Source organism: Zestomonas carbonaria (genome assembly GCF_904061905.1).
GTDB lineage: Bacteria > Pseudomonadota > Gammaproteobacteria > Pseudomonadales > Pseudomonadaceae > Aquipseudomonas > Aquipseudomonas carbonaria.
In genome coordinates this window covers 23,352-50,283 of sequence record NZ_CAJFCI010000014.1, presented here as the reverse complement: position 1 = coordinate 50,283, position 26,932 = coordinate 23,352, and the positions used below count along the sequence as shown (strand labels likewise).

Here is a 26,932-nt window from a genome sequence, read left to right as displayed (position 1 = left end):
CTCGCTGCCGAAGATGGTCTTCCCCGGCGGCGCGCTGATCGGCTGCGACCTCGGCACCCTGAACTTCGCCAAGATCAAGGGCAGCCACACCGCCATGAAATCCGGCATGCTCGCCGCCGAGGCGATCGCCGAAGCGCTGGCCGCCGGCAAAGAAGGCGGCGACGAGCTGACCAGCTACGTCGAGGCGTTCAAGTCGAGCTGGCTGTACGACGAGCTGCTGCGCAGCCGCAACTTCGGCGCGGCGATCCACAAGTTCGGCGCCCTGCTCGGCGGCGCGTTCAACTTCGTCGACCAGAACCTCTTCGGCGGCAAGATCCCGGTCACCCTGCACGACAACAAGCCGGACCATGCCTGCCTGAAGCCGGCCGCCGAATCCAAGCGCATCGACTACCCGAAGCCGGACGGCAAGCTCAGCTTCGACAAGCTCTCCTCGGTGTTCCTCTCCAACACCAACCACGAGGAAGACCAGCCGGTGCACCTGAAGCTGACCGATCCGAACATCCCGATCGGCCAGAACCTGCCCAAGTACGACGAACCGGCGCAGCGCTATTGCCCGGCCGGCGTGTACGAAGTGGTGAGCAACGACGACGGCTCCAAGCGCTTCCAGATCAACGCGCAGAACTGCGTGCACTGCAAGACCTGCGACATCAAGGACCCGGCCCAGAACATCACCTGGGTCGCCCCGGAAGGCACCGGCGGGCCGAACTATCCCAACATGTAAGCTCTGGTAGGGTGCGCCATGCGCACCGTTTACCGGGAACGACCGGAAACATTGGAGCTGCCGCCTTATCGGTGCGCGCGGCGCACCCTACCGAAGCATTGCACCGGATTGCAGTCCTCTTCTGAATAGAAGAGGACATTTCCATTTGCAGCCAGGAAATAGCGCATGACCATCGATGCCGAACAATTGCAGTTATATACCGCATATCGCGGAATCGACATTCCCCTGCTCGACCATCTGAAACTTCGTTATTGCCCGCCGGAAACAGGCGAAGAGCAAGGCCACATCATTCTGAAAGTCGAACGCGAACATCTGAACGGCTGGCGAAGTGCCCACGGCGGCGTGATCATGACCCTGCTCGATGTAGCCATGGCGCTGGCCAGCAGCCATAGCGACGAACAGCAACGCGGCGTGGTGACCATCGAAATGAAGAGCAACTTCCTGCGCCCCGGTGGCGATGTCGGCGAAACATTGGAAGCCTTCGGCAAAGTTCGCCACCACACCCATTCGCTGGCCTTCTGCGAAGCGGAATTGCGCAACAGTGCCGGCGATACCGTCGCCACCGCGTCAGGCACCTTCAAGTACCTCAACAAACCCCGCCCCCTGGCCGACGCCTGAGGCGCTCCGCTTGTCGAGCGCATCCGGCAAGCGCCACTCAGGGCAATCTGAAAAAGTCATCATCCCGCACAATCGCCGGCTGAGCTTTTTCGGCGGATTGGCTATAATCCGCCACGAAGTTGCCAACGACGCTCGTTGCAATAACGAGAAAGTCCTTGAAACATCTTCGCCAATCCAGAAAAACACCGCAGGCGGATCAAGCCCTGCTCCCGGTAACTGAAGTTCCTACTCGCATGTTGCCGGCAACAATTGAAGACCAACGGGAAACCACGTGACGAAAGACGAACTGCGCGCCGAACTCGAGCGTCAGGCGCAACGTTACAAGGATGTTTATGGCGGGGAAGTCATTACCTACGCCGCCCAACCGGACCCGGATCGCAAACCCTGGCGCAAGAAGTCCAGTCTCCTCGACAAAGCCTTCGAGAAAGAGCTGGAAAAGATCGAAAAAGACCTGAAAGCCAAAGAGCAGGAACAGGACGCTCCCTGACGGAGTAGTTTCCGCCTTGGTGGGCTGAAGCCCACCCTACAGCTCGTACCGTAGGGTGGAAAACCGCGAAGCGTTTTCCACGGGGCGGCCATCCCTCGGCCGCCTCCGTCTCAGCGCCGCTTGCCGCCCATCAGCGAGCCCATCAGCCCGCGTACCAGTTGCCGGCCGATCTGGTTGGCGGCCTGGCGTACGGCCGTTTTCATCGCCTGGCTGGCCAGGCTGCCGAGCAACTCGCCAGCCATGCCGCCCAGGTCAGTGTCCTCCTTGGTCTTGCCCTTGGCCGGCTTTTCCTCGACCTGGCTCTCCACCGCACGGGCCTGCAGCATCTCATAGGCCGATTCGCGGTCGATGGGCTTGTCGTAGCGCCCGGCCAGCGGCGACTGGCGGACCAGCGCCTCGCGCTCGCCTTCGGACAGCGGGCCGATACGCGACTGCGGCGGCGCGATCGCCACGCGCTGCACCATCGCCGGGGTGCCCTTCTCTTCCAATGTGCCGACCAGCGCCTCGCCAATGCCCAGTTCGGTGAGCACCGTCAGGGTGCTGAACGCCGGGTTGGGACGGAAACCATCGGCCACCGCGCGCAGCGACTTCTGCTCCTTGGCGGTGAACGCACGCAGGCCGTGCTGGATGCGCAGGCCGAGCTGGGCAAGCACATCGTCCGGCAGGTCGCTGGGCGACTGGGTGACGAAATACACGCCGACGCCCTTCGAGCGGATCAGCCGCACCACCTGCTCCAGGCGTTCCTGCAAGGCCTTCGGCGTGCCGGAGAACAGCAGGTGCGCCTCGTCGAAGAACAGCGCCAGCACCGGCTTGTCGGCATCGCCGCGCTCCGGCAACTGCTCGAACAGCTCGGCCAGCAGCCAGAGCAGGAAGGTCGCGTAGACCTTCGGCGCTTCGTGCACCAGCTTGCTGGCGTCGAGCAGGTGGATGCGCCCACGGCCGTCGGAATCCGGGCGCAGGATGTCTTCCAGTTGCAGCGCCGGCTCGCCGAACAGCGCCTCGGCGCCCTGCTGCTCCAGGGTGGCCAGGCGACGCAGCAGGGCCTGTGCGGAGGCGCCGGCGAACAGCGCACGGTCCTCGCCGAGCAGTTCCGGGTGGTCCTTGAGGTGGTTGAGCAGCGCCTTGAGGTCCTTCAGGTCGAGCAGCAGCAGGCCCTCGCGATCGGCCACCTGGAAGGCGGCATAGAGCGCGGCCTGCTGGCTGTCGGTCAGCTCCAGCAGGTTGCCGAGCAGCAGCGGGCCCATTTCGCTGAGCGTGGTGCGCAGCGGGTGGCCACTCTCTCCGGCCACGTCCCAGAGCGTCACTGGATAGGCGCTCGGTCGGTGCTCCAGCCAGGGCATCGAGGCGATGCGTTCGGCGACCTTGCCCTGGGGATTGCCTTCAGCGCCGAGGCCGCACAGGTCGCCCTTGATGTCGGCGGCGAACACCGCCACGCCGGCATCGCTGAACAGTTCCGCCAGGCGCTGCAAAGTCACGGTCTTGCCCGTGCCGGTGGCCCCGGCGATCAGCCCGTGGCGGTTGGCGAGTCGCAACGACTGGGATACCGGCTGGCCGGCAGGATCGGCGCCGAGAATGAACGAATTGGTTAAAGCCATGCTGCCTCTCCCTGATTTAAAGCTTTGCCCCGGATGGTCGATATCAATGCCAGATGGAACGCATATCCGGCGATGGCTCGCCCTTTCCCAAGACTGCCGCTGGTCACATGACGGATGCAACCCACCATGCCCCAGAACCTCAAATTCAGCCACAAGATACTGATTGCCGCTTCCCTGGTGGTCACTGCGGCATTCGCCTTGTTCACCCTCTACAACGACTACCTGCAGCGCAACGCCATCCGCGCCGATCTCGAAGACTACCTCCACGAGATGGGTGACGTGACCGCCAGCAACATCCAGAACTGGCTGTCCGGGCGCATCCTGCTGGTGGAGAACACCGCGCAGTCGATCGTCAACGACCCGGTCCCGGATCGCGTGGCCAGCCTGCTGGAGCAGCGCACGCTGACCTCCACCTTCGCCTTCACCTACCTGGGCGCCGAGGACGGCAGCTTCACCATGCGCCCGGACGAAGAAATGCCGGCCGACTACGACCCGCGCAGCCGTCCCTGGTACAAGGACGCCATGGCCGCCGGCGGCACGACGCTCACCGAGCCCTACGTCGACGCCGCCACCGGCGAACTGATCATCACCATCGCCACCCCGACCAGCCGCGCCGGTGTCGTGGGCGGCGACCTGAGCCTGCAGACCCTCACCCGGATCATCAACGCGCTGGACTTCGGCGGCATGGGCTATGCCTTCCTGATCAGCGCCGACGGCAAGGTCCTCGTCCACCCGGACAAGGACATGGTGATGAAGAACCTCCGGGACATCTACCCGCAGAACACCCCGGCCATCGGCACGGCGATCAGCGAAGGCGAGACCGGCGGCGCCACGCGCATCCTTACCTTCGCGCCGGTCGAGGGCCTGCCGTCGGTGAAGTGGTACGTCGGCCTGTCGGTGGACAAGGACAAGGCCTACGCCATGCTCAGCGAGTTCCGCACCTCGGCGCTGGTCGCCACGCTGATCGCGGTGGTGAGCATCATCCTCCTGCTGAGCATGCTGATCCGTGTGCTGATGCAGCCGCTGCACACCATGGGCCGCGCCATGCAGGACATCGCCGAGGGCGAGGGCGACCTGACCAAGCGCCTGGCGATCCACGCCAAGGACGAGTTCGGCGAACTGGCCGACGCCTTCAACCGCTTCGTCGAGCGTATCCACGGCTCGATCCGCGAAGTGTCCTCGGCAACCCGCCAGCTCAACGAGGTGGCCAAGCTGGTGGTCGATGCCTCCAACTCGTCGATGATCAACTCCGACGAACAAGCCAACCGCACCAACAGCGTGGCCGCGGCGATCAACGAGCTGGGCGCAGCCGCCCAGGAAATCGCCCGCAACGCCGCCGACGCCTCGCACCAGGCTTCGGACGCGCGCCACCAGGCCGAGGACGGCCGTCAGGTGGTGGAACGCACCATCGCCGCCATGAACGAGCTATCCGGCAAGATCAGCGCATCCTGCTCCAACATCGAGGCGCTGAACAGCAAGACGGTGAACATCGGCCAGATCCTCGAAGTGATCAAGGGCATCTCCGAACAGACCAACCTGCTCGCCCTCAACGCCGCCATCGAGGCCGCGCGCGCCGGTGAGGCCGGACGCGGTTTCGCGGTGGTCGCCGACGAAGTACGCAACCTGGCGCACCGCACCCAGGAGTCGGCGCAGGAAATCCATTCGATGATCGAGGAACTGCAGGTCGGCGCCCGCGAGGCGGTCACCACCATGACCGAAAGCCAGCGCTACAGCGAGGAAAGCGTGGAGATCGCCAACCAGGCCGGCCAGCGCCTGGGCAGCGTGACCCATCGCATCGGCGAGATCGACGGCATGAACCAGTCGGTGGCCACCGCCACCGAGGAGCAGACCTCGGTGGTCGAGTCGCTGAACATGGACGTCACCGAGATCAACGTGCTCAACCAGGAAGGCGTCGAGAACCTGCAGGCCACCCTGCGCGCCTGCGGCGAACTGGAGCAACAGGCCGCGCGCCTGAAGCACCTGGTCGACAGCTTCCGGATCTGAAAAAACGCTCTCCGTAGGGTGGGCTTCAGCCCACCAATCAACGGTTCGGCATTGAATGGTGGGCTGAAGCGGAGCGCCGCCCGGCCTACCCTACGGTTCTTTCCGCTCTTCCTCTTCCGAACGCTGCAACTCCTCCCACAACTCGGCGGCACCGGGAAACTCGGTGCCGTTCTCGTCGCTCAGGGCTTCCGGGTCGTAACGCCGCACGCAGCCTTCACCGAGGGTCGGTGGCGGACTGGATGTGGCTCGGTCACGTGGATCGGGCATGGCGATCACCTCCTGGCGAGGAGTATGCGCGCCCGGGACCGGCAATAGACATCCACACTTCGAAGGACGGGGCGAAGCACTGCTGTTCGACCTGCCGGCAGAGTGAGGGTAAGCCTGTAGGAACGAGGGGGCGCCTGGTTCTCTGCTCGCGAAGCCGAGTCATGCAAACGCTTCGCGAGCAGAACTCGCTACATTTAAGAGGCGTGGGCTTCAACGCCTGACCGTCATCCCCGCGAACGCGGGGACCCGGAATCCGGTGGGCTGAAGCCCCGCGTTTCGATCAGTCGAACAACACCGTCTTGTTGTCGTGGATCATCACCCGGTCCTCCAAGTGCAGGCGCAGGCCACGGGCCAGCACGCGCTTCTCCACGTCCTTGCCGAGCCGCACCATGTCCTCGACGCTGTCGCGGTGGGTGACTCGCGCCACGTCCTGCTCGATGATCGGCCCGGCGTCCAGCTCCTCGGTGACGTAGTGGCAGGTCGCGCCGATCAGCTTCACGCCGCGCCGCGCCGCCTGGTGGTAAGGCTTGGCGCCGACGAACGAAGGCAGGAAGCTGTGGTGGATGTTGATCACCTGGCCAGCGTACTCCTGGCACAGATCCGGCGGCAGGATCTGCATGTAGCGCGCCAGCACCACCACATCCGTCCGATGCTCGCGCACCAGTCGCGACACCTCGGCGAAGGCCGGGGCCTTGTCCTTCGGGTCGACCGGGACATGGAAGTACGGGATGCCGTGCCACTCGACCATGCTGCGCAGGTCGTCGTGGTTGGCGATCACGCAGGGAATCTCGCAATCCAGCTCGCCGCTGTGCCAGCGGTGCAGCAGGTCGGCCAGGCAATGCGACTCGCGGCTGGCCATCAGCACCACGCGCTTCTTCTGCTCGGAGTCGGTTACCCGCCACTCCATGGAAAACTCGCGGGCGATCGGCGCGAAGGCCTGGCGGAACCCGTCCAGGTCGAACGGCAGGGAATCGGCGCGAATCTCGTGGCGCATGAAGAACCAGCCGCTCTGGTTGTCCGAATGGTGGCTCGCCTCGGTAATCCAACCGTTATAGGTGGCCAGGAAATTACTGACCTTGGCGACGATACCGACTCCATCCGGACAGGCGATGACCAGTCGAAAAGTGCGCATGACAAACTCCAGGAAACTGCAAAGGCCGCCATTCTAGGCGCTGTGCGAAGGGTCGTCGAGCGAAGGTCGGGCAAGGCAAAAGAGGATAGGAATGGACCGAGCTCGCGTACGAGTTCTCAACTGTAAACGAGCACTCCGACTGGACTCGCTTTAACGCAGCCTCACACACGAAGCCCGCGGGCACTTTTCTTGTGGAGCCCGGCGGCCGGCAGGAAAAACCGCAGTACTCCCGTCTCCTCCGACGCTCACTCCACGCAACCCGGAACCATCGGACAACCGCGCCTCGCTAATTACCGGCAAATAGTCCATACCGCCGACATGGACTATCCGCTTATATACCGGCGAGACCGAAGACCCGCCAACTTTCCCGCAGCTCCCGGATTCACTGGCCCTTAGAACCAGAAAAGCCTTAAATGGTGCAAAACTTTGCAAATATGTTTACTTGTACAAACTGCCTGACTATTATTCGGCTTACTAAGCCACTACCACCCTCCAAAAGAATTCAAGGTAAAGCCCATGTCGCTGATCAACGAATATCGCGCTACCGAAGAGGCCATCAAGGAACTCCAAGAGCGCCTGAAAAGCCTCTCCCAAGATGACAAGCTGAAGAAAGAACTGGAGTTCGAAGGCAAACTCCGCGCGCTGATGGGCGAATACTCCAAGTCCCTGCGTGACATCATCGCCATCCTCGACCCGGAAGTTAAGTCCGCCAAGGCACCGCGCGGCGCCAAGCCGGCCGGCAGCAAGCGGGCCCGCAAGATCAAGCAGTACAAGAACCCCAACACCGGTGAAGTCATCGAAACCAAAGGCGGCAACCACAAGACTCTGAAAGAGTGGAAAGCCAAGTGGGGCGCCGATGTGGTGGAAAGCTGGGCTACCCTGCTCGGCTGAGCGACCCCCGACTTCCGGCTTCACCGCAATAAGAAACGCCAGCAATGCTGGCGTTTTTTATTGGCATATCGGAACTGTCGTCCGTCCCATCGCCCGCAGGCGATACAGGCACCGATAAGCAGAACTGCCGCACACGACACTACGGGCACAGCTCCTTTATTAGCGCCGGCTTGCTCCAGCCCAGTATTCACAGGCTGTAGCGCCGTCCCAGTTGTTCGCCGTAGGCCTGCCACTCGAGCAGCAAACTTCTCTGTTCGGGAGTGGCACTCTGGAGATTTTCGGCCAACGCCGTCTGGAAATTCGCCAGGGTATTGGGGGCGCCCCACTCTTGCTCGCTCAGCCGTAAGCGGCAGAACTCCTGCCAGCGTTGCTGTTCGTCAGCCTGCAAAGTTTCCGGGAAGTTGCGCGCGCGATAACGGAACAACAACTCGGTCAAGCGCGGATCATCGAACAGCCAATCCCCTTGGCCGAGCCGTTGCGGTTCGGCGCGACGAACCTGTTCGCACAGGCGCCGGTCACGGTCGCCGAGGAACCCGTCATAGAGTTGCTGCTCCGGATCAGAACTGGACGCGAAGGCTTCCTCGGCATAGACCAGCGGCAACTTGTCCTGCCAGACATTGCGCGCCTCGCCCAGTTGCCTGGCCAGTTCCTGGCATTGGCCCAGGTCCAGCTCCAGGCGTTGCAGGTCGTTCGCGCGCAGGACGCTCAGCGGCGCCAGCACCGGGCAGCGGTTGATGTGCACCAGCTTCAACGGCACCGGCAGGTCGCCCTCGGCCAGTTCGTCGCGGCGGGTATACAGCAGCCGACGCAAACGCTCGGCGTCGTATTCCAGCAAAGGCGTCGGATCGCCCTGCAGGTCGCAGACGATCAGTGCATTGCGGTTGCGCGGGTGCCAGGCCAGCGGCAACACCACGGAAAGGTAATGACGCGCCGCGGAAAAGCGCCCGGACACATGCACCACGGGCTGCAGCAGGCGGATCTGGTCGAGCACCGCCTGCTTGCCACGCAGGCGATAGAGGTAGTCGTAGAGCTTGGGCTGGCGCTGGCGGATCAACCGGGCCAGGGCGATGGTCGCACGCACGTCGGACAGTGCATCGTGGGCCTGGCCATGCTCCAGGCCGTTGGCGGCGGTGAGGCGTTCCAGCCTGAGGGTGACGCGTCCATCTTCCTCCGGCCACTCGATGCCTTCCGGGCGTAGCGCATAGGCGGTGCGCACCATGTCGATCAGGTCCCAGCGGCTGTTGCCGCCCTGCCATTCGCGGGCATAGGGATCGAAGAAGTTGCGGTACAGGCTGTAGCGCGTCACCTCGTCGTCGAAGCGCAGCGTGTTGTAGCCGGCCCCGCAGGTGCCCGGCGTCGCCAGCTCGGCATGCACGCGGGTCATGAACTCGGCTTCGCCGAGACCCTGCTCGGCGAGGCGGCGCGGGCCGATGCCGGTGATCAGGCAGGCCATGGGGTGCGGCAGGATGTCGTCGCTCGTCCGGCAATAGAGGTTGAGCGGTTCGCCGATCTCGTTCAACGCCTCGTCGGTGCGAATGCCGGCGACCTGCAACGGGCGGTCGCGGCGTGGGTCGATGCCGGTGGTTTCGTAGTCGTACCAGAAGATGCTGGAAGTCACGGAAGGCTCCTGAACGTGAAGGCCGCCGCAGTGTACCCCGCATGGCCGGGCTGCTGCTTGTGGTGGCACCGGCCGAGCCGCTAGCATGCCGTCCATCGCCACGTACAAGGATCGTCGCCATGAGCGCCGCGCTCGTGTTCTCTCCAGCCCCGCGCTCCGGCCGGGTGTTCGCCTAGATCTCGCCATGTCCGCCACGGCCCGTCCCCTGGATACCCGCTTCCGGGTGGAGACCCCGGAAGGCATCGACCTGCTGCTGCGTCCCGCCGGCCTGGTGCCGCGCGCGCTGGCGTTCGCCATCGACCTGGCGATCCGTGGCCTGGTGCTGCTCCTGCTGTTCATCGTGCTCGGCGCGCTCGGCCAGTTCGGCATGGGCCTGGGCGCGATCCTGCTGTTCCTGATCAACTGGTGGTACATGGTGCTGTTCGAAGTGCTCAACCAGGGCCGTACGCCTGGCAAGCAATGGATGGGCCTGCGCGTGGTGCATGACGACGGCACGCCGGTCGGCTGGGCGGCCTCGCTGACCCGCAACCTGCTGCGCTTCGTCGACCTGCTGCCGTTCGCCTACACCCTGGGCATCCTCAGTTGCCTGATCCATCCGGCCTTCAAGCGCCTCGGCGACCTCGCCGCCGGCACCCTGGTGGTCTACCGCGACGCCCCACCGAGCCGCCCGCAACTGCCGGAAGCCGAGCCGCTGCGCGCGCCCTTCCCGCTCAGCCAGAGCGAACAGCGCGCCCTGCTCGGTTTCGCCGAGCGCCAGGGCCAGCTCTCCGAACCACGCCGCGCCGAACTGGCGGCGATCCTCGCCGAGCCGCTGGACATACCGGCCGAGCAGGCGGAACGGCAACTCAACCGCATCGCCCGCGGTCTGCTGGGGCCGACATGAAGCAGAGCCTGTTCGAAAACCGCCACCAGGCCACCTGGCAGCGCTTCGCCCAACAGCTCGACGCCCTGGAAAACGGCAAGACCAAGGGCAAGGCCTACACGGATTTCGCCGCCGACTACCGGCAGCTCTGCCAGCATCTCGCCCTGGCCCGCGAGCGCGGCTACAGCAGCCACCTGGTCGACCAGTTGCAGCAACTGGCGATGCGCGGGCACCAGCAGTTCTATCGCCACCGCAGCCACCTCGGCGCCCAACTGATCGGCTTCGTGCTCGGCGGCATGCCGCGCCTGGTGCGCCAGGAATGGCGCCACGTGCTGGCCGCCAGCCTGCTGTTCTTCGGCAGCCTGATCGGCATGGGCGTGCTGGTCTACCTGTTCCCCGACCTGGTCTACAGCATGGTCAGCCCTGAACAGGTGGCCTCGATGGAATCCATGTACGATCCCGACGCGCGCCGCCTGGGGCGCTTCGGCGAGCGCGACGCCGGCGACGACTGGATGATGTTCGGCTACTACATCATGAACAACATCGGCATCGCCTTTCAGACCTTCGCCGGCGGCCTGCTGTTCGGCCTCGGCAGCCTGTTCTTCCTGCTCTTCAACGGCCTGATGATCGGCGCGGTGGCCGGCCACCTGACGCAGATCGGCTTCGGCCAGACCTTCTGGACCTTCGTGATCGGCCACGGCGCCTTCGAGCTGACCGCCATCGCCCTGGCCGGCGCCGCCGGCTTCAAGCTCGGCGCCGCGCTGCTCGCCCCCGGCCGCCTGCCGCGCGGCGAAGCCCTGCGCCTGGCCGCCCGGCCGGCCGTGCAACTGGTCGCCGGCGCCGCGCTGTTCCTGCTGGTCGCCGCCTTCGTCGAGGCCTACTGGTCGTCGATGACCCTCACCACGCCGACCGTCAAGTACGCGGTCGGCGGCGGCCTGTGGCTGCTGGTGCTGGGCTACCTGCTGTTCGCCGGACGAGGCCAGCATGCGCCTGACTGATGCCAGCGTCGCCATTCGCCCGCGCAGCGCCTGGGAGGCGGTCGACCTCGGCGTGCTGCTGGCACGCCGGCATGCCGGGCTGCTGATAGCCAGTTGGGCGCTGGTCACCCTGCCGATCTTCGCCCTGCTGACCCTGCTGCTGTGGAACTACCCGAGCTGGTCGCTCCTGCTGTTCTGGCTGCTCAAGCCGGCCTACGAACGGCTGCCCCTGCACATCCTCTCGCGCGCCCTGTTCGGCGACGTGCCCACCCTGCGCGACGCGTTGCGCGCCTGGCCGCGCCTGCTCAGACCGCAACTGCTGGCCAGCCTGACCTGGCGGCGGCTCAGCCCGACGCGCAGCTTCGACCTGCCGGTGCAGCAGCTCGAAGGGCTCTCCGGGGCAACGCGCAGCCAGCGCCTGGCAGTGCTCGGCCAGCGCGACGCCGGCGGCGCCACCTGGCTGACCGTGGTCGGCGTGCACCTGGAAATGGCCCTGTGGCTGGGCCTGATCACCCTCCTCTATATGCTCCTGCCGCAACAGGTCGAACTCGACTGGGACTGGGAGCGCCTGATCCTCGAGGACACCGGCGAATGGCTGTGGCTGGAACACCTTTCCAACCTGCTGTATGCCCTGGTGCTGATCATCTGGGAACCGATCTACGTGGCCTGCGGCTTCACCCTCTACCTGAACCGCCGTACCCAACTGGAAGCCTGGGACATCGAACTGGCCTTCCGCCGCCTGCGCCAGCGCCTGACCGGCGCCGCCTACGCCCTGCTGCTCGGCGCCGGCCTGCTGTTCCTGCAACCGGCGCCCCAGGCCTGGGCCGCCGAGGCCATCGGCAGTTGCCCGGTCCCGGAAGAAGCCGACCCGCTGGGGCCGAAGGCCGAGCGCCTGCAACAGCAGGAGCTGACCAGCAAGGCCGCCCATGACACCATCGAGCGGTTGCTCGACCAGCCGCCGTTCGAGAACCGCGAGACCGTGACCCGCTGGCGTTTCGGCGAGGAACCCGAGGAAGCGGACCACGAAACCCTGGCCCGCCTGCTGAAGCATCTCTTCGGGCTGGCCGAACACTGGGGCGGCCTGGCACACCTGCTCGAAGCGCTGCTCTGGGCGCTACTGGCCAGCCTGCTGGTGCTGCTGGTCTGGCGCTATCGCGACTGGCTGCAGACCTTCGTCGGCCGCCTGGGCCTGCCGCAGCGACGCGAGCGCGCCGCGCCGACCGTGCTGTTCGGCCTGGAAGTGGCCCCGGAAAGCCTCCCCGACGACATCGCCGGAACCGTCGAACGGCTCTGGGACGAACGACCGCGCGAAGCCCTCGGCCTGCTCTATCGCGCGCTGCTCAGCCACCTGCTCCACGAACTGCGCATGCCCCTGAAGGAATCGCACACCGAAGGCGAGGTGCTGGCGCTGGTCGAGGGCCTGGAGCAGCACGAACTGAGCCGCTTCAGCCAGGTGCTGACCCGCCACTGGCAGAACCTCGCCTATGGCCATCGCCCGCCACCAGCCGGCCTCAAGCGCGGCCTGTGCGAAGGCTGGCGCCGGCTGTTCCCGCAGGAGCGCACAGCATGAAACGGCGCGAACGCTTCCTGATCGGCGCCGGCCTGTTGCTGGCGCTCGGCCTGCTGGCGATCTTCGCGCTCAGCCGGCTGACGCCTTATCAGGAAGAACTCAAGCACGGCCCTTCACCCGAGGCCCGGCGCAATCCCTACCTGGCCGCCGAGACCTTCCTGCGCCAACGCGACCTCAAGGTGCGGCGCGCCGATAACCTGGCCGAACTGGGTGACCTGCCCAGCACCGGGCAGACCCTGCTGCTGCTCGGCGACCGTGGCAACATGACCCCGCGCCAGGCCGAACGGTTGCTCGACTGGGCGGGCAAGGGCGGCCACCTGCTGCTGATCGCCGAGCGCCTGTGGGACGAGGACGACGGCAAGAGCGGCGACCTGCTGCTCGACCGCCTGGGCGTCCAGCAATACCTCAGCGAAGACCTCGACGATGACGAGGAAAACGGGCAGCAGGACCCGGACGCAGACCGCTACCCGCGCCTGACCAAGCTCTACCTGGAGAACGAGACGGCGCCGGCCTACATCGACTTCGACACCCGCTTCCACCTCTACGACGCCAACAACCTCGCCCACGCCTGGGCCAACAGCGGCAAGGCCACCCACCTCCTGCAGCTCTATTACGGCGCGGGGCTGGTCACCGTGCTCAGCGACCCGTGGATCTGGCAGAACCAGCAGATCGCCGACTACGACAACGCCTGGCTGCTCTGGTACCTGACCCAGGACAGCGCCGTCACCCTGCTCCATCGTGCCGAGCGCGACGGCCTGTTCACCCTGCTCGGCCGGCACTTCCCCGAAGCCCTGGCCGTCCTCGCCCTGTTGCTGGCCTTCGCCCTGTGGGCCGTCGGCCAGCGCCGCGGCCCGCTGCTCGCGCCGCTCAGCCGGGCGCGCCGCCAGCTCGAGGAACACCTGCGTGGCGGCGCCGACTTCCAGCTCCGCCATGGCGGCCAGCAAGTGCTGATCCAGACCCTGCAACGCGACATCCAGCGCCGCGCGCGGCGCCGCCATCCCGGCTTCGAACGGCTCGACGTGGCCAGACAGTGGCAGGTGCTCGGCCGTCTCACCCGCCTGCCCGCCAGCGCCATCAGCCAGGCCATGCGGCCGTTGCCGGCGCAGCGCCTGCCGGCCCCCGACTTCACCCGCCAGGTCGCCCACCTGCAAACCCTCAGGAATGCCCTATGAGCGAACAGACTCCCGACTCCCCCGCCGGCGAAAAACCCGCCGCCAGCAACCCCGCCGCCCAGCGCCAGCGCGCCAGCCAGTTGGCCCAGGCGCTGCGCCACGAGTTGCAGAAGGCCCTGATCGGCCAGACGGCGGTGATCGACGACGTGCTCACCGCCCTGCTCGCCAGCGGCCACGTGCTCATCGAAGGCGTGCCCGGCCTCGGTAAGACCCTGCTGGTGCGCGCCCTGGCGCGCTGCTTCGGCGGCGAGTTCGCGCGCATCCAGTTCACTCCCGACCTGATGCCCAGCGACGTCACCGGCCACGCCGTCTACGACCTGCAGTCCGAGCAGTTCAAGCTGCGCAAGGGGCCGGTGTTCACCCACCTGCTGCTCGCCGACGAGATCAACCGCGCTCCGGCCAAGACCCAGGCGGCACTGCTGGAAGTCATGCAGGAGCGCCAGGTGACCCTCGAAGGCCGCGCCCTGGCGGTGCCGCAGCCGTTCATGGTGTTGGCCACCCAGAATCCCATCGAGCAGGAAGGCACCTACCCGCTGCCCGAGGCCGAGCTGGACCGCTTCATGCTCAAGCTGCACATGGACTACCCGGAAGCCGGCGAAGAACTCGACATGGTCCGCCAGGTGACCCGCTCGGCGCGCGCCGACATGCTCGACGTGACGCCACTGCGCCCGCTGCTGCAAGCCAGGGACGTGCTGGCCATGCAGAAGATCGCCAGCGACCTGCCGATCGACGACCAGGTGCTCGACTACGCCGTGCGCATCGCCCGCGCCACCCGCAACTGGCCGGGCCTGCTGCTCGGCGCCGGGCCGCGCGCCTCCATCGCCCTGGTGCGCGGTGGCCGGGCGCGGGCGCTGCTGCGCGGCGGCGACTTCGTGGTGCCGGACGACATCAAGCACTGCGCCTTGGCGGTGCTGCGCCATCGCGTGCGGCTGTCGCCGGAGCTGGACATCGAGGGCCTGTCGATCGACCAGGTGCTGCTGCAACTGCTGGATCAGGTTCCCGCGCCGCGCCTATGAAGCCTTCCCGTCCGCTGCTGGCGCTGCTCGTCGGCCTATTCGCCATCGCCCTGGCGTTCGGCGTGCTGTCGGCCCTCGGCCACGCTGCGCCGCCACTGCTGCACCGGCTGTGGTGGGTCGCCCTGCTGAGCCTGGGCCTGCTCGCCGCCGTCGATGCGCTGTGGCTGCGCCGGCTGCCGTCGCCGCGCCTTGTCCGCCAGTTGCCCGGCAACCTGTCGCTCGGCCGCTGGAGCGAGGTGCAACTGGACGTCCACCACGACTTCCCGCGCACCACCTGGCTGGAGTTGTTCGACCACGTGCCGGCGGACATGGAATTCGAGCACCTGCCGCAACGCATCGCCCTGCATCCCGGCGAGGTCAGCCAGTACCGCTACCGCTTGCGCCCGCTGCGCCGTGGACACTTCCGCTTCCCCGGCTGCGAGATCCACCTGCCCAGCCCGCTGCGCCTGTGGCTGGGCAAGCGCCTGCTGCCGCTACCCGACGAAACCCGCGTCTACCCGGACTTCGCGCGCCTCTACGGCGCCCAGTTGATGGCGGTCGACCACTGGCTCAGCCAGCTCGGCGTGCGCCAGCGCCAGCGACGCGGCCTTGGCCAGGAATTCCACCAGTTGCGTGAGTTCCGCGAAGGCGACACCCTGCGCCAGATCGACTGGAAGGCCACCGCCCGCAAACGCACGCCGATCGCCCGCGAATACCAGGACGAGCGCGACCAGCAGGTGCTGTTCCTGATCGACTGCGGCCGCCGCATGCGCAGCCAGGACGGCGACCTGCCCCACTTCGACCACGCCCTCAACGCCTGCCTGCTGCTCAGCTACGTGGCGCTGCGCCAGGGCGACGCGGTGGGCCTGGCCACCTTCTCCGGCGACCAGCCGCGCTTCCTGCCGCCGAACAAGGGCCAGGCGCAGCTCGGCGTGCTGCTCAATGGCGTCTACGACCTGCAATGCACCCAGCGCCCGGCGGACTTCAGCGCCGCCGCCGACCTGGTCCTCGCCCGCCAGCGCCGCCGCGCCCTGGTGGTGGTGGTGAGCAACCTGCGCGACGAAGACGACGACGAACTGCTCGGCGCCATGCAGCGCCTCGGCCGCCACCACCGCGTGCTGGTCGCCAGCCTGCGCGAGGAAGTCCTCGACCGCCTGCGCCAGGCGCCGGTACAGACCTACGAGGACGCCCTCGCCTACTGCGGCACCGTGGACTACCTCAACGCCCGCGCCGGCCTGCACGAACGCCTCGCCGCCCACGGCCTGCCAGTCCTCGACGCCCGCCCCGGCGAGCTGGGCCCGGAACTGGTCGGTCGCTACCTGGCGTGGAAGAAGGCGGGGGTGCTTTGAGCACACCCGCCAGGGCTTGCGGTCCTTGCCTCAGAGCGAGAACGGGTAATTGACGATCAGCCGCGTCTGGTCGAAATCGCTGCTGAAACTACGACGGTTGCTGCCATGGTTCACCCGCGCGCTGAGAAGCTTGAGCGGCCCGCTCTGCACCGTGTAGCCCAGCTCCACGTCACGCTCCCACTCCTTGCCGCCGCGGCCCACCTTGGTGGTGGCGTTGTCGCCCTTGCCGTAGCGCAGCATGCTCACCAGGCCGGGCACGCCCATCGCGGCGAAGTCGTAGTCGTAGCGCAGCTGCCAGGAGCGTTCGTCCTCGTTGGTGAAGTTGCCGTTGAACATGTCGTTGCCCATGGTCCTGCCGCTGCTGCCGTAGACCGACTGCCAGCCACCCTCGCCGCCGACCTTCTGCAAACCGAGGTAGAGGGTATGCCCGCCATGGTTGGCCGAGAGCAGCGCATAGGCGGTGTGGCTGTCGATGTCGCCGGCCAGGGCGCGGCCGTCGTCGCGGTCGAAGAACAGGCCGAGGTTGGCGCCCAGCACCCAGTCGCCCACCGGCTGCTTGTGCAGCAGGTTGAAGTAGCGCTGGGTGTAGATGTCCTCCAGTTGCGCGTACCAGGCGCCGACCAGGGTGCGCTGGTCGTTGAAGCGGTATTCCCCGCCGGCATAGTTGAAGGCATCGGATTTCGCCGTGGGCGCCGACCAGGACGACAGGTCCTGCATGTCCGCCGAGTTGCGCAGGCTGACCTGGTCGTAGCGCCCGCCGTACAGGCTCGTCCCGGCCCACTCGCGGGACACCAGCGCCGCGCTGCGGAAGGTCTGCGGCAGCAGGCGGCCGTCGTCGTAGCGCAGCACCGGCACGTCCGGCAGCATCTCGCCGAGCTTCAGCTCGCTGGCCGACAGCCGCAGCTTGGCCGCCACCGCCACGCGCCCGTATTCGTCGGCGGCCTTGCCGTCGTCGTGCACCGGCAGCAGCTCGGAGCCGCTCTGGTCGCGGCTGCTGTTCAGCTTCACGCCGTACAGGCCCATGGCGTCCACGCCGAAGCCCAGCGGCCCGCGGGTGTAGCCGGAGCTGAACTTGAGGATGAAGCCCTGGGCCCATTCGTTGATCAGGCTCTTGCCGGCGCTGTGGTCGCGGAAGTCGCGGTTGAACGCGTAGTTGCGCAGCACCAGGTCGGTGCGCGAATCCTCGAAGAAGCCGCCCTCCTCGGCCAGCGCGGGCGCGCACAGCAGCGGCAGGGCCACGCAGGCGAGGGACGGCAATACGGCGGTGTGACGGTTTTGCATTGTTATTGTTCTCCGTTTTTTCGGGGTGCAGCGGCCCGCGGCGCGTCCTTGTGGACACGCCGTGGGCGGGGTGGGTGGCAGAACCGGCTAGGCGATCAGAACGGGTAGTGGCGCGCCTCCCGTTGCACGCTCACCCAGTGGTCGCGGGTGAACTCGTCGATCGCCCAGTCGCCGTTGAAGCGGCCAAGGCCCGAGTTCTTCTCGCCGCCGAAGGGCGCGTTGGCCTCGTCGTTGACCGGGATGTCGTTCACGTGGGTCATGCCCGCGCGCACCTTTCGGGCGAAGGCCACGCCGCGTTCCAGGTCGCCGGTGAACACGGCGCTGGAAAGGCCGTACTCGCTGGCGTTGGCCAGTTCCAGGGCATGGGCTTCGTCACGGGCGCGCAGCAGGCCGATCAGCGGGCCGAAGATTTCGTCGCGGGCGATCTCCATGTCCGGGCCGACTTCGCCATAGACATGGGGCGCCAGCAGTTGGCCCTGCACGCCGCCTTCGTACAGCGGCGTGGCACCTTCGCGGCGGGCCAGGGCGACCTTCTCCAGCAGGCCTTCGAGCTGGCGATGGTTGATGATCGGGCCCACCGCGGTCTCCATCGACTGCGGGTCACCGACCTTCACCTGCTTCACGCGCTCGACGAAGCGTTCGGCGAAGGCGTCGTACAGCGCGTCGACCACGATGATGCGGTTGATCGCCATGCAGATCTGCCCCTGGTGCAGGAACTTGCCGAACACCGCGGCGTTCACCGCCTGCTCCAGGTCGGCGTCCTCCAGCACCACGAAGGGGCTGTTGCCGCCCAGCTCCAGGGCCACGTGCTTGAGGTGCGCGCCGCCGCTGGCGATGCGCCCGATGTTGCGCCCCACCGGGGTGGAGCCGGTGAAGGTCACCAGGCCCGGCACGGGATGTTCGACGAAGGCGTCGCCGATCTCGCTGCTGGCGCCGACCACCACGCCGAGCACGCCGGCCGGCAACCCGGCCTCCTCGAAGATGCGCGCCAGCAGCAGGCCGCCGCACACCGGGGTGTCGCTGGCCGGCTTGACCACCACCGCGTTGCCCAGCGCCAGGGCCGGGGCCAGCGAGCGCTGGGTGAGGTGCAGCGGGAAGTTCCACGGGCTGATGACGCCGACCACGCCGATGGCGCTGCGGTACACGCGGCTTTCCTTGCCGGGGATGTTGGAGTCGACGATGCGCCCGTGCACGCGGCTGGGGAAGGACGCCGACTCCAGGGTGATGCCCCGCGCCGCGCCCCATTCCAGGGTGGCCTTCAGGCGGGTGCTGCCGGATTCGCGGATGATCCAGTCGATGATCTCCTCGCGGCGCCGGTCGAACACCTCCACCACCCGGTGGAGCAGCGCGGCGCGCTCCACCGGCGGCAGCGCGGCCCAGGCCGGCTGCGCTTCGGCGGCCTTGCGGTAGGTGGCATCCAGGTCCTCGCGGCCGGCCTGGGGGATTTCCGCCAGCAGGCTGCCGTCGTAGGGGTTGCTGTCGCGCAGCACCTTGCCGGCGCTGCCGGTGCGCCATTCGCCGGCGAGGGGTTGCAGGTGGAAGTCGGTGTAGGGGGTATTGGCATCGCTCATGACAAAGCTCCTTGAAAGACGGGGTTCATACCAAGGGTCCGCTCGCGGCGGCGGCTTCGCGGGCGCGCGCCTCCACCAGGCGCAGCAGCCCGAGCAGCATTTCCGTGCGCGGCACGGCGATGCCCGCCCGGCGGGCGCGGGCCACCACCTCGCCGTTGATCGAGCCGATCTCCGTGGGCCGCCCGGCCAGCACGTCCTGCAGCATGGACGGCTTGTGCGTGCGGTGCTGGGCGATGGCATCGGCGACGCTCGCCAGGCAGTGCCGGGGGTCCACGGCGATGCCCTCGGCGCGGGCCACGGCCAGCACCTCCTGCACCACGGCGCGGGCCAGTTCGGGGCCTTGCGGCACGGCCGCCAGTTGCCCCACCGCGCAACCGGTGACGGCGCACAGGCTGTTCAGCGCGGCGTTGAACGCCACCTTCTCCCAGATCGCCGCCCACACGTCCGCGTCCGCCACGCAGCGCAGGCCTGCCGCATCCAGCACGGTCGCCACCTCCGCGCAGGCAGGGCGTTCGACACCGTCCGCCGAAAAGACCCGCACCACGCCGAGGCCGTGGGATTCGACATGGCCGGGACCGTGCAGGTCGGCAGGCCAGGTGGTCATGCCGATCAGCACCTGCTCCGGCGCGACGTGGCGGAACAGCGTCTCGGCATTGCCCAGGCCGTTCTGCAGCGACAGCACCCGCGTGTGCCCGGCCAGGTGCGCTGCGATGCTCGCCAGGGCCTGTTCGGTATGCAGGGTCTTGGTGAACACCAACAGCAGGTCCGGATGCCCGCTGGCCTGTTCCGGGCGGCAGGCCGTCAGCCCGCGGATGCGCCGGTCGCCGCTGTCGGTGACCAGGCGCAGGCCCTGCTCGCGGATGACTGCCAGGTGCGCGTCGTTGATGTCCAGCAGGGTCACCCGCTGGCCGCTTTCCGCCAGCAGGCCGCCGAACAGCGAGCCCATGGCGCCGGCTCCCAGGATGCTGATGTTCATAGCGTTGCCGTTCCGTTCATTCATCGGATGCCTCCCGCTCACGGCCGTTTCAAGAAAGCCCCGGCGCACGCCGGGGAATGTGCCGGCGCACCAGCATCAGGGCGACCATCGCCGCCACCATCACCGTACCCAGCAGCGTCAGGTAGCCGTGCGCGCCGCCCAGGGTGATGACGCTGGCGCCGGCGAAGGCGCTGAGGATGGCGCCCAGGCGACCGAAGGCCAGCGCCGAGGCCGTGCCGGTCGCCCGCACGCCGGTGGGGTAGATGAAGGCGCACAGGGCGTACAGGGTGGACTGCACGGCATTCACGAACAGGCCATGGACGCCGAAGCCGAAGATCAGCAGGCTGGCGTGCTGGTTCGCGTCCAGCACCTGCATGGCGAAGGCGCTGGCGGCGCCGCCCAGGCAGCACAGCAGCAGTGGCCAGTAGGAACCCCAGCGGGTCATGGCCACGGCGCAGACCAGCGCGCCTATCACGCCGCCCAGGTTGTAGGCGGTCAGCCCGGAGCCGGCCACGGCCAGCGATAGGCCTTCGGCCTGGAGCATGGTCGGCAGCCAGCTGAAGGCGCTGTAGACGGCGGTCAGGCACATGAAGAAGGCTACCCAGACGGCGACGGTGTCACGCCCGTAGCCGAGGTCGAACAGGGCGCGGAAGCCGGCGCGTTTCTCCCGTGCCTGTTCCAGCGAATCGGTGTAGCGCGCACCCTCGGGCATGGGCCGCTGCATGCGCCCGAGCAGGCGGCCCAGTTCGCCCCAGCGCTGCGGCCGGCGCGCCAGGAAGCGCGGCGACTCCGGCAGCGTCGCCAGCAACAGGAAGCCCAGCACCAGCGGCAGCGCGCCGCCGGCGAAGAACAGCGTGCGCCAGCCGTACAGCGGCAGGATGTGCGAAGCGAAGAAGCCCGCCAGCATGCCGCCCAGGGGCACGCAGACGATGGTCGCGGTCACCGCCAGGGTGCGCCGCCGCGCCGGGGTGAATTCGGCGGTCATGGTGGTGGCGCTGGGCAGCGCGCCACCGATGCCCAGCCCGGCGACGAAGCGCAGCAACGCCACGGTCAGGGCATCCGGCGCCAGGCCGATGGCGCAGGTCGCCGCGCCGAACACGAAGACGCTGGCGATGACCGCCATGCGCCGCCCGAAGCGGTCGGCGAACAGGCCGGCGCAGGCGCTGCCGATGCCCATGCCGATCAGCCCGGCGGCCACCGCCGGGGCGAAGGCCTCGCGGCTGATGCCCCACTCGGCGATCATCATCGGGATGGCGAAGCCGATGAGCTGGCCGTCGAAGCCGTCCAGCACGATGGACAGCGCGGCCAGCAGCACCACGACCTTCTGCATCCGGGTGAAGGGGCCTTCGTCCAGCAGGGTACCGATATCGGCGCTGGCCGCAGGGCGGTTCGAGTGCTGGCCGGCAGCCTCCAGCGTCTCACTGACGGTAGTCGTATTCATATCCACCTCGTTCTTATTGTTGTGGCGTGGCCGCGAGCTGCGGTCGGTAAGTCGGGCCCTCAGGGCTCGATGGTCAGGGTGGGCACCTCGATCAGCACCGGCTCGTCGCCGGCCAGGGCGCGGGCCAGTTCCGCGCGCAGGCTGGCGGCGTCGGCCGCCTGCACCGAGCGCACGCCATAGCCGCGGCCGAGCTGGCAGAAGTCCAGGCCGGGCACGTCCAGCCCGGGGGCGTCGGGCACGTCGAGCACCCCGGCGAACCAGCGCAGCGCGCCGTAGGTGCCGTTCTTGAGGATGATGAACACCGCCGGGATGCGGTATTGCGCGGCGGTCCAGAGCGCGGTGATGCCGTAGTTGGCCGAGCCGTCGCCGATGATGCCGATCACCCTGCGCTGCGGTTGCGCCAGCTGCACGCCGACCGCCGCCGGCAGGCCGAAGCCCAGGCCGCCGGCGGCCGGGAAGAAGTAGCTGCCCGGCTCACGCATCTGCACGCGCTGCCAGAAGGCGGTCACGGTGGAGGTGGATTCCTTGACGAAGATGGCGTCGTCCGGGGCCAGTTCGTCGATCACGTCGAACACGGTTTCCGGGTGCAGCGGGCCCGCTTCGTCGGCGCGCGGCGCCGGGCGCGGCAGGGCTTCGGGCATCGGCCGCGCGCTGGTGCGAACCGATTCCACCATGGCTTCGAGGGTGAGGAAGATGTCGCCGACCAGGGCATCGCCCATGGGCGCGCGGGCGGCCTCGCCGGGGTCGCAGGTGATGTGCACCAGCTCGGCGCCGGCGGGCAGGTAGTCGCCCGGGGCGAACTGGTGGTAGCGGAACACCGGGGCGCCTACCACCAGGATCAGGTCGTGCCCGGCGAGCCGTTGCGAGATGCCGGCGATGGCCGCCGGCAGCACGCCGCGGAAGCACGGATGGCGCGTGGGGAACGGGCAGCGCGAGGCCGAGGGCGCGATCCAGGCCGGCATGCGCAGCTTCTCCGCCAGTTGCACGGCCAGCGGGTTGGCGCGGGCGCCGTCGACGTCCGGGCCCAGCACCAGCACCGGGTTGCGCGCCCGCGACAGGCGCCCGGCCAGCTCGCCCAGTTGCGCCGGCGAAGGCAGCCCGGCGCTGGCCACGTTGCGCGCGGCCAGGTGCTCGACGCCCGCCGGCGCCGGCTGCGCCCAGTCGTCGTAGGGAATCGACAGGTACACCGGGGCCTTGGGCGCCAGGTTCGCCATGTGGATGGCCTGGCTCAGCGCGCGCGGCACGTCCTGGGCGCAGGCCGGCTCGGCGCTCCACTTCACCAGCGGCTTGGGCAGCTGCGGCGCCTCGACGTTGGCCAGCATGGCCTCCACGCCGATCATCGAGCGCACCTGCTGGCCAGCGCTGATCACCAGCGGGCTGTGGCTGTACCAGGCGTTGGTCAGCGCGCCCATGCCGTTGCCGGTGCCGGCGGCGGCGTGCAGGTTGACGAAGGCCGGCTGGCCGCTGGCCAGGGCGAAGCCGTCGGCCATGCCGACCACCGCGCCTTCGTGCAGGCCGAGGATGTAGCGGAAGTCCGCGGGGAAGTCCTTGAGGAACGGCAGCTCGTTGGAACCGGGGTTGCCGAAGATGGTGGTCAGGCCGTGGCGACGGAGGATGTCGTAGGAGGCGCAATGGACGGTTTTCATGCTGGCCCTTCAGGCTCGTTCTTGGGTTTGCGCTACTCTCGCAGCGGCCTAATAATCGATCAAATCGATAGTCTTTCTATCGAAAATAAAAACCATCTATGTGACTGCCATGGCCCAGATCGACCTCAACCTGATCCGCACCTTCGTCACCCTCTACGAGGCCGGCAGCGTGACGGCCGCCGCCGAGCGCCTGTTCGTCACCCAGCCCTCGGTGAGCTACGCCCTGGCGCGGCTGCGCGAGCTGTTCGACGACCCACTGTTCAGCCGCAGCCGCGACGGCATCCAGCCGACCTTCGTCGCCGAGCAGCTGTACGCCACCCTGCGCGAGGCGCTGACGCGCATCGAGGGCGCGGTGCAGAGCACCCGCCAGTTCGACCCGGGCACCACCGAGCGGCGCTTCCGCATCACCCTGTCGGACCTGGGCGAGCTGGGCTTCCTGCCGCTGATCCTGGCGCGGCTGAACCGCGAGGCGCCGCTGGCCGAGGTGGAAGTGCTGCCGCTGCAGGTGGACGAGGTGGGCGACTGGCTGGCCAGCGGCAAGGTGGACACCGCCATCTGCCGCCAGGCGGTGCCCGGCAGCCGCAGCCGGGTGCTGATCCAGGAGCGCTACGTGTGCCTGCTCAGCGCCGACCACCCGCGCATCGGCGAACGCCTGGAGCTGGCCGGCTACCTCGCCGAACGCCACGTGGTGGTGACGCGCACCTCCGGCCACGGCATCGCCGAGGACGTGCTCCAGGCGATGAAGCTGGAGCGCCGCATCGCCCTGCGCGTGCCGCACTTCTCGGTGCTGCCGAAGATCATCCCCGGCACCGACCTGCTGACCATCCTGCCGGCGCAGATCGCCCGCATGTTCGTCGCCGAGGGCGGGCTGAAGATGCTCGAACTGCCCTTCGCCGTGCCGGCGTTCGAGGTGTCCCTGCACTGGCGCGCGAGCAGCGAGCAGTCGGCGGCGCTGGAGTGGTTCCGCAACGCCATCGCCGACGCGATCCTCGAAGGGCAGCATTGAGGCGTCCTCAGTGCGCGGCCAGCGGCTCGCCGGCCGGCGCCGCCGGGCGCAGGCCCAGCAGCACCAGGGCGGCGGCGACGAAGACCACGGCGAACACGCCGTACAGGTGCAGCGGTTGCCAGCCGTCGTCCAGCAGCAGCCCGGCCACGGTGGGCGAGAGAATTGCGCCCAGGCGGCCGACGCCGATCGCCCAGCCCACCCCGGTGGCGCGCACGCCGGCCGGGTAGATCAGCGGCGACAGCGCGTAGAGCCCGGCGATGCAGCCGTTGGCGAACAGCCCGATGAGCAGCCCCAGGCCAAGCGCGGCAGCCAGTGACGAAGCCGAGCCGAGGAACAGCACCAGCAGCGCGGCGGTGACCAGCATGAAACCCTGCAGCACCCGCGCCAGTGGCACGCGCGCCGAGAGCGCGCCGACCAGGGCGGCGCCGAAGATGCCGCCGATGCTCAGCAGCACGCCGCCGGTGATGCCCTGCTGCGCGGTGAGGCCGGCGGCGGTGAGCAGCTTGGGCGTCCAGCTCATGATGAAGTAGAAGCCGAACATGGCGAGGAAGAACAGCAGCCAGATCAGCAGCGTCGAGCGGCGCAGCGCGGGCGCCAGCAGCTGCAGCATCGCCACGCCGGAGGCCTCGCGCGAGCGGGTTTCGGGCAGCGCATCCAGGCTCTGCAGGCCCAGGCGCCGGGCCAGGCCGTTGACCCGCGCCAGGGCGTTGGCCGGACGGCGGGCGAGGAGGAAGTCCAGCGATTCGGGCAGGCCCGCCAGCACCAGCGGGATGGCCGCCAGGGAGATCAGGCCGCCGGCCAGGAACACCGAGCGCCAGCCCCAGTGGCCGATCAGCCACACCGCCAGCAGGCCGCCGAAGGTGGCGCCCAGGGCGTAGCCGGTGGACTGCAGGCTGACCGCCAGGGGGCGCCAGCGGCGGTTGGCGTATTCGGCGGCGATCACGTTGCTGCTGGCGAGGATGCCGCCGATGCCCAGGCCGGTGAAGCCGCGCAGCAGGGCCAGTTGCGTCGGGCTCTGGGCCAGGGCCGAGCACAGCATGCCGAGGCCGCACAGCAGCAGGCAGAAGAGGATCAGCGGGCGGCGCCCGAAGCGGTCGGCGCGCGGGGCGATGAACAGCGAGCCGGCGGCCATGCCGAACAGCCCGGCGCTGAGCAGCAGGCCGACCTGGGCGCCGTTCAGGCTCCACTCGGCGGAGACCGAGGCGGCGGTGAAGGCCATCACCAGCACGTCGAAGCCGTCGATCATGTTGAGCAGGATGCAGATGCCGATGGCCGTCCACTGGAAGCGGTTCATCGGGCCCTGGTCGAGGGCATGGCGCAGGTCACGATTCATGGGCGCACCTCCGGCGGACGGAGGTTCGGGAATGGGCGCACGGCATGGCGGGTTCCTCTTGTTCTTGTTGTGGAGGCTTTGCTGGCGCACACCCTGGCAGCAGTGGATCCCGAAAACAAGCCCTATTGGATCCCAAAAACACGAAATGGGCTGACGGAGTCTACAGAGCCCACAGCCTTTACGATGCTAGAACCCCTATTTATCGGAGATTTCAGCCTGATCATGGAATTCGTTCGGTTATCGAACTGATTATTTTTCGACCACCACGGTTGACAGGCCTTCCGCTCGAAGCCAACCATTGGATCCAATAAAAACCACAAGATGAGGATCGCCCCATGTTCCCGAAGAACGCCTGGTACGTCGCCTGCACCCCCGACGAGATCGCCGACAAGCCCCTGGGCCGGCAGGTCTGCGGCGAGAAGATGGTCTTCTACCGCGGCCCCGAAGGCCGCGTGGCGGCACTGGAGGACTTCTGCCCGCACCGCGGCGCGCCGCTGTCGCTGGGCTTCGTCGAGGACGGCAAGCTGATCTGCGGCTACCACGGCCTGGCCATGGGCTGCGAAGGCCACACCGAGTCCATGCCCGGCCAGCGCGTGCGCGGCTTCCCGGCGATCCGCAAGTTCGCCGTGGAAGAGCGCTACGGCTTCATCTGGGTGTGGCCGGGCGACGCCGCGCAGGCCGACCCGGCGCTGATCCACCACCTGGAATGGGCCGACAACCCGGACTGGGCCTACGGCGGCGGCCTGTACCACATCCAGTGCGACTACCGGCTGATGATCGACAACCTCATGGACCTCACCCACGAGACCTACGTGCACGCCAACAGCATCGGCCAGAAGGAGATCGACGAGGCCGCGCCGAAGACCCGCGTGGAAGGCGACGAGGTGATCACCGAGCGGCATATGGAAAGCGTCATGGCCCCGCCCTTCTGGCGCCTGGCCCTGCGCGGCAACGGCCTGGCCGACGACGTGCCGGTGGACCGCTGGCAGATTTGCCGTTTCACTCCGCCCAGCCACGTGCTGATCGAAGTGGGCGTGGCCCACGCCGGCCACGGCGGCTACCACGCCCCGGCGCAGCACAAGGCGGCGAGCATAGTGGTCGACTTCATCACCCCGGAGAGCGAGACCTCCATCTGGTACTTCTGGGGCATGGCGCGCAACTTCCAGCCGCAGGACGCGGCGCTCACCGCGACCATCCGCGAGGGCCAGGGGAAGATTTTCGGCGAGGACCTGGAGATGCTCGAACAGCAGCAGCAGAACCTGCTGCGCCATCCGCAGCGGCAACTGCTGAAGCTGAACATCGACGCCGGCGGCGTGCAGTCGCGGCGCATCCTCGAACGCCTCTGCGCGGCCGAGCAACAGCAACCCGCCGCCGCGCTCATCGCCAGCGCCTGAGCCCCATCCCAGAGCCGGCCCGCGAG

The 26,932-nt window shown here is 67.9% G+C and carries 23 protein-coding genes; 13 read left to right on the top strand and 10 right to left on the bottom strand.

Annotated features, from left to right (window positions below; translation table 11 throughout):
* The 3 genes from PSEWESI4_RS01410 to PSEWESI4_RS01400 all read left to right on the top strand — a co-directional run.
* Nucleotides 1–721 (top strand): electron transfer flavoprotein-ubiquinone oxidoreductase (locus PSEWESI4_RS01410; protein ID WP_187669409.1); only part of this gene is annotated, 721 nt, incomplete at its 5' end.
* Between the two features lie 165 nt (nucleotides 722–886).
* Nucleotides 887–1,339, top strand: coding sequence for a PaaI family thioesterase (locus tag PSEWESI4_RS01405; RefSeq protein ID WP_187669408.1), 453 nt, complete (start codon nucleotides 887–889; stop codon nucleotides 1,337–1,339).
* Nucleotides 1,340–1,610: 271 nt separating this feature from the next.
* A complete protein-coding gene (locus tag PSEWESI4_RS01400; protein ID WP_187669407.1) occupies nucleotides 1,611–1,826 on the top strand; it encodes a hypothetical protein in 216 nt (71 codons plus the stop codon).
* Between the two features lie 110 nt (nucleotides 1,827–1,936).
* Here the strand turns inward: PSEWESI4_RS01400 and PSEWESI4_RS01395 are convergent, their stop codons facing one another.
* The gene (locus tag PSEWESI4_RS01395) at nucleotides 1,937–3,421 is read right to left on the bottom strand and encodes a helicase HerA-like domain-containing protein (protein ID WP_187669406.1); all 1,485 of its coding nucleotides are present in this window, start codon (nucleotides 3,419–3,421) and stop codon (nucleotides 1,937–1,939) included.
* A gap of 126 nt (nucleotides 3,422–3,547) precedes the next feature.
* On the opposite strand from PSEWESI4_RS01395, the gene PSEWESI4_RS01390 reads away from it, so the two are divergent.
* Nucleotides 3,548–5,425: a methyl-accepting chemotaxis protein gene (locus PSEWESI4_RS01390; RefSeq protein WP_187669405.1), complete on the top strand. Its 1,878-nt coding sequence runs from the start codon at nucleotides 3,548–3,550 to the stop codon at nucleotides 5,423–5,425.
* A 90-nt stretch (nucleotides 5,426–5,515) separates the two neighbouring features.
* Here the strand turns inward: PSEWESI4_RS01390 and PSEWESI4_RS01385 are convergent, their stop codons facing one another.
* Both PSEWESI4_RS01385 and purU read right to left on the bottom strand, forming a co-directional pair.
* Entirely contained in the window at nucleotides 5,516–5,692 is a 177-nt protein-coding gene (locus PSEWESI4_RS01385) for a hypothetical protein (protein WP_187669404.1), read from the bottom strand.
* 280 nt (nucleotides 5,693–5,972) lie between these two features.
* Nucleotides 5,973–6,824 (bottom strand): formyltetrahydrofolate deformylase, encoded by an 852-nt coding sequence (gene purU, locus PSEWESI4_RS01380; RefSeq protein ID WP_187669403.1) that lies wholly within the window; start codon nucleotides 6,822–6,824, stop codon nucleotides 5,973–5,975.
* Nucleotides 6,825–7,340: 516 nt separating this feature from the next.
* Between purU and mvaT the strand changes: the two genes are divergently transcribed.
* On the top strand, nucleotides 7,341–7,715 hold the full coding sequence (mvaT, locus tag PSEWESI4_RS01375; protein WP_187669402.1) for a histone-like nucleoid-structuring protein MvaT: 375 nt from the start codon (nucleotides 7,341–7,343) through the stop codon (nucleotides 7,713–7,715).
* A 187-nt stretch (nucleotides 7,716–7,902) separates the two neighbouring features.
* On the opposite strand, the gene sbcB is transcribed toward mvaT, so the two are convergent.
* Nucleotides 7,903–9,333 (bottom strand): exodeoxyribonuclease I, encoded by a 1,431-nt coding sequence (gene sbcB, locus PSEWESI4_RS01370; RefSeq protein WP_187669401.1) that lies wholly within the window; start codon nucleotides 9,331–9,333, stop codon nucleotides 7,903–7,905.
* A 184-nt stretch (nucleotides 9,334–9,517) separates the two neighbouring features.
* On the opposite strand from sbcB, the gene PSEWESI4_RS01365 reads away from it, so the two are divergent.
* The 6 genes from PSEWESI4_RS01365 to PSEWESI4_RS01340 are packed head-to-tail and all read left to right on the top strand — an operon-like array spanning nucleotide 9,518 to nucleotide 16,258.
* A complete protein-coding gene (locus PSEWESI4_RS01365; protein WP_187669400.1) occupies nucleotides 9,518–10,216 on the top strand; it encodes an RDD family protein in 699 nt (232 codons plus the stop codon).
* Nucleotides 10,213–11,193 (top strand): stage II sporulation protein M, encoded by a 981-nt coding sequence (locus tag PSEWESI4_RS01360; protein ID WP_187669399.1) that lies wholly within the window; start codon nucleotides 10,213–10,215, stop codon nucleotides 11,191–11,193. The genes PSEWESI4_RS01365 and PSEWESI4_RS01360 overlap by 4 nt, the downstream gene beginning before the upstream one ends.
* Nucleotides 11,180–12,742 carry a DUF4129 domain-containing protein gene (locus tag PSEWESI4_RS01355; protein ID WP_187669398.1) on the top strand — a complete coding sequence of 521 codons (1,563 nt, stop codon included), beginning with the start codon at nucleotides 11,180–11,182 and terminating at the stop codon, nucleotides 12,740–12,742. The genes PSEWESI4_RS01360 and PSEWESI4_RS01355 overlap by 14 nt, the downstream gene beginning before the upstream one ends.
* Entirely contained in the window at nucleotides 12,739–13,914 is a 1,176-nt protein-coding gene (locus PSEWESI4_RS01350) for a DUF4350 domain-containing protein (protein ID WP_187669397.1), read from the top strand. The genes PSEWESI4_RS01355 and PSEWESI4_RS01350 overlap by 4 nt, the downstream gene beginning before the upstream one ends.
* Complete coding sequence (locus PSEWESI4_RS01345; RefSeq protein ID WP_187669396.1) at nucleotides 13,911–14,930, top strand: AAA family ATPase; 1,020 nt, start codon at nucleotides 13,911–13,913, stop codon at nucleotides 14,928–14,930. Before PSEWESI4_RS01350 ends, PSEWESI4_RS01345 begins: the two co-directional genes overlap by 4 nt.
* Nucleotides 14,927–16,258 carry a DUF58 domain-containing protein gene (locus tag PSEWESI4_RS01340; protein ID WP_187669395.1) on the top strand — a complete coding sequence of 444 codons (1,332 nt, stop codon included), beginning with the start codon at nucleotides 14,927–14,929 and terminating at the stop codon, nucleotides 16,256–16,258. Before PSEWESI4_RS01345 ends, PSEWESI4_RS01340 begins: the two co-directional genes overlap by 4 nt.
* Nucleotides 16,259–16,288: 30 nt before the next feature.
* Here PSEWESI4_RS01340 and PSEWESI4_RS01335 read toward each other — a convergent pair whose 3' ends face one another.
* The 5 genes from PSEWESI4_RS01335 to mdlC all read right to left on the bottom strand — a co-directional run bounded on the left by PSEWESI4_RS01335 (nucleotide 16,289) and on the right by mdlC (nucleotide 23,173).
* Nucleotides 16,289–17,539, bottom strand: a complete 1,251-nt coding sequence (locus tag PSEWESI4_RS01335) for an OprD family porin (RefSeq protein ID WP_187669394.1) — start codon at nucleotides 17,537–17,539, stop codon at nucleotides 16,289–16,291.
* Between the two features lie 95 nt (nucleotides 17,540–17,634).
* On the bottom strand, nucleotides 17,635–19,110 hold the full coding sequence (locus tag PSEWESI4_RS01330) for an aldehyde dehydrogenase family protein (protein ID WP_187669393.1): 1,476 nt from the start codon (nucleotides 19,108–19,110) through the stop codon (nucleotides 17,635–17,637).
* Between the two features lie 25 nt (nucleotides 19,111–19,135).
* Nucleotides 19,136–20,086 (bottom strand): ketopantoate reductase family protein, encoded by a 951-nt coding sequence (locus tag PSEWESI4_RS01325; RefSeq protein WP_187669411.1) that lies wholly within the window; start codon nucleotides 20,084–20,086, stop codon nucleotides 19,136–19,138.
* Between the two features lie 49 nt (nucleotides 20,087–20,135).
* Nucleotides 20,136–21,527 (bottom strand): MFS transporter, encoded by a 1,392-nt coding sequence (locus PSEWESI4_RS01320; RefSeq protein ID WP_187669392.1) that lies wholly within the window; start codon nucleotides 21,525–21,527, stop codon nucleotides 20,136–20,138.
* A 59-nt stretch (nucleotides 21,528–21,586) separates the two neighbouring features.
* The gene (mdlC, locus tag PSEWESI4_RS01315; protein WP_187669391.1) at nucleotides 21,587–23,173 is read right to left on the bottom strand and encodes a benzoylformate decarboxylase; all 1,587 of its coding nucleotides are present in this window, start codon (nucleotides 23,171–23,173) and stop codon (nucleotides 21,587–21,589) included.
* 109 nt (nucleotides 23,174–23,282) lie between these two features.
* On the opposite strand from mdlC, the gene PSEWESI4_RS01310 reads away from it, so the two are divergent.
* The gene (locus tag PSEWESI4_RS01310; protein ID WP_187669390.1) at nucleotides 23,283–24,179 is read left to right on the top strand and encodes a LysR family transcriptional regulator; all 897 of its coding nucleotides are present in this window, start codon (nucleotides 23,283–23,285) and stop codon (nucleotides 24,177–24,179) included.
* A gap of 7 nt (nucleotides 24,180–24,186) precedes the next feature.
* On the opposite strand, the gene PSEWESI4_RS01305 is transcribed toward PSEWESI4_RS01310, so the two are convergent.
* Entirely contained in the window at nucleotides 24,187–25,512 is a 1,326-nt protein-coding gene (locus tag PSEWESI4_RS01305; protein ID WP_187669389.1) for an MFS transporter, read from the bottom strand.
* A 335-nt stretch (nucleotides 25,513–25,847) separates the two neighbouring features.
* On the opposite strand from PSEWESI4_RS01305, the gene PSEWESI4_RS01300 reads away from it, so the two are divergent.
* Nucleotides 25,848–26,906 carry an aromatic ring-hydroxylating oxygenase subunit alpha gene (locus tag PSEWESI4_RS01300; RefSeq protein ID WP_187669388.1) on the top strand — a complete coding sequence of 353 codons (1,059 nt, stop codon included), beginning with the start codon at nucleotides 25,848–25,850 and terminating at the stop codon, nucleotides 26,904–26,906.
* The last annotated feature ends 26 nt before the right edge of the window (nucleotides 26,907–26,932 follow it).

Bases quoted from the DNA above. Each gene is read 5' to 3' on its own strand.
- PSEWESI4_RS01405 (WP_187669408.1), top strand. From the start codon at position 887: ATGACCATCGATGCCGAACAATTGCAGTTATATACCGCATATCGCGGA.
- PSEWESI4_RS01395 (WP_187669406.1), bottom strand. From the start codon at position 3,421: ATGGCTTTAACCAATTCGTTCATTCTCGGCGCCGATCCTGCCGGCCAG.
- PSEWESI4_RS01390 (WP_187669405.1), top strand. From the start codon at position 3,548: ATGCCCCAGAACCTCAAATTCAGCCACAAGATACTGATTGCCGCTTCC.
- PSEWESI4_RS01385 (WP_187669404.1), bottom strand. From the start codon at position 5,692: ATGCCCGATCCACGTGACCGAGCCACATCCAGTCCGCCACCGACCCTC.
- purU (WP_187669403.1), bottom strand. From the start codon at position 6,824: ATGCGCACTTTTCGACTGGTCATCGCCTGTCCGGATGGAGTCGGTATC.
- mvaT (WP_187669402.1), top strand. From the start codon at position 7,341: ATGTCGCTGATCAACGAATATCGCGCTACCGAAGAGGCCATCAAGGAA.
- PSEWESI4_RS01365 (WP_187669400.1), top strand. From the start codon at position 9,518: ATGTCCGCCACGGCCCGTCCCCTGGATACCCGCTTCCGGGTGGAGACC.
- PSEWESI4_RS01360 (WP_187669399.1), top strand. From the start codon at position 10,213: ATGAAGCAGAGCCTGTTCGAAAACCGCCACCAGGCCACCTGGCAGCGC.
- PSEWESI4_RS01355 (WP_187669398.1), top strand. From the start codon at position 11,180: ATGCGCCTGACTGATGCCAGCGTCGCCATTCGCCCGCGCAGCGCCTGG.
- PSEWESI4_RS01350 (WP_187669397.1), top strand. From the start codon at position 12,739: ATGAAACGGCGCGAACGCTTCCTGATCGGCGCCGGCCTGTTGCTGGCG.
- PSEWESI4_RS01345 (WP_187669396.1), top strand. From the start codon at position 13,911: ATGAGCGAACAGACTCCCGACTCCCCCGCCGGCGAAAAACCCGCCGCC.
- PSEWESI4_RS01340 (WP_187669395.1), top strand. From the start codon at position 14,927: ATGAAGCCTTCCCGTCCGCTGCTGGCGCTGCTCGTCGGCCTATTCGCC.
- PSEWESI4_RS01335 (WP_187669394.1), bottom strand. From the start codon at position 17,539: ATGCAAAACCGTCACACCGCCGTATTGCCGTCCCTCGCCTGCGTGGCC.
- PSEWESI4_RS01330 (WP_187669393.1), bottom strand. From the start codon at position 19,110: ATGAGCGATGCCAATACCCCCTACACCGACTTCCACCTGCAACCCCTC.
- PSEWESI4_RS01325 (WP_187669411.1), bottom strand. From the start codon at position 20,086: ATGAACATCAGCATCCTGGGAGCCGGCGCCATGGGCTCGCTGTTCGGC.
- PSEWESI4_RS01320 (WP_187669392.1), bottom strand. From the start codon at position 21,527: ATGAATACGACTACCGTCAGTGAGACGCTGGAGGCTGCCGGCCAGCAC.
- mdlC (WP_187669391.1), bottom strand. From the start codon at position 23,173: ATGAAAACCGTCCATTGCGCCTCCTACGACATCCTCCGTCGCCACGGC.
- PSEWESI4_RS01310 (WP_187669390.1), top strand. From the start codon at position 23,283: ATGGCCCAGATCGACCTCAACCTGATCCGCACCTTCGTCACCCTCTAC.
- PSEWESI4_RS01305 (WP_187669389.1), bottom strand. From the start codon at position 25,512: ATGAATCGTGACCTGCGCCATGCCCTCGACCAGGGCCCGATGAACCGC.
- PSEWESI4_RS01300 (WP_187669388.1), top strand. From the start codon at position 25,848: ATGTTCCCGAAGAACGCCTGGTACGTCGCCTGCACCCCCGACGAGATC.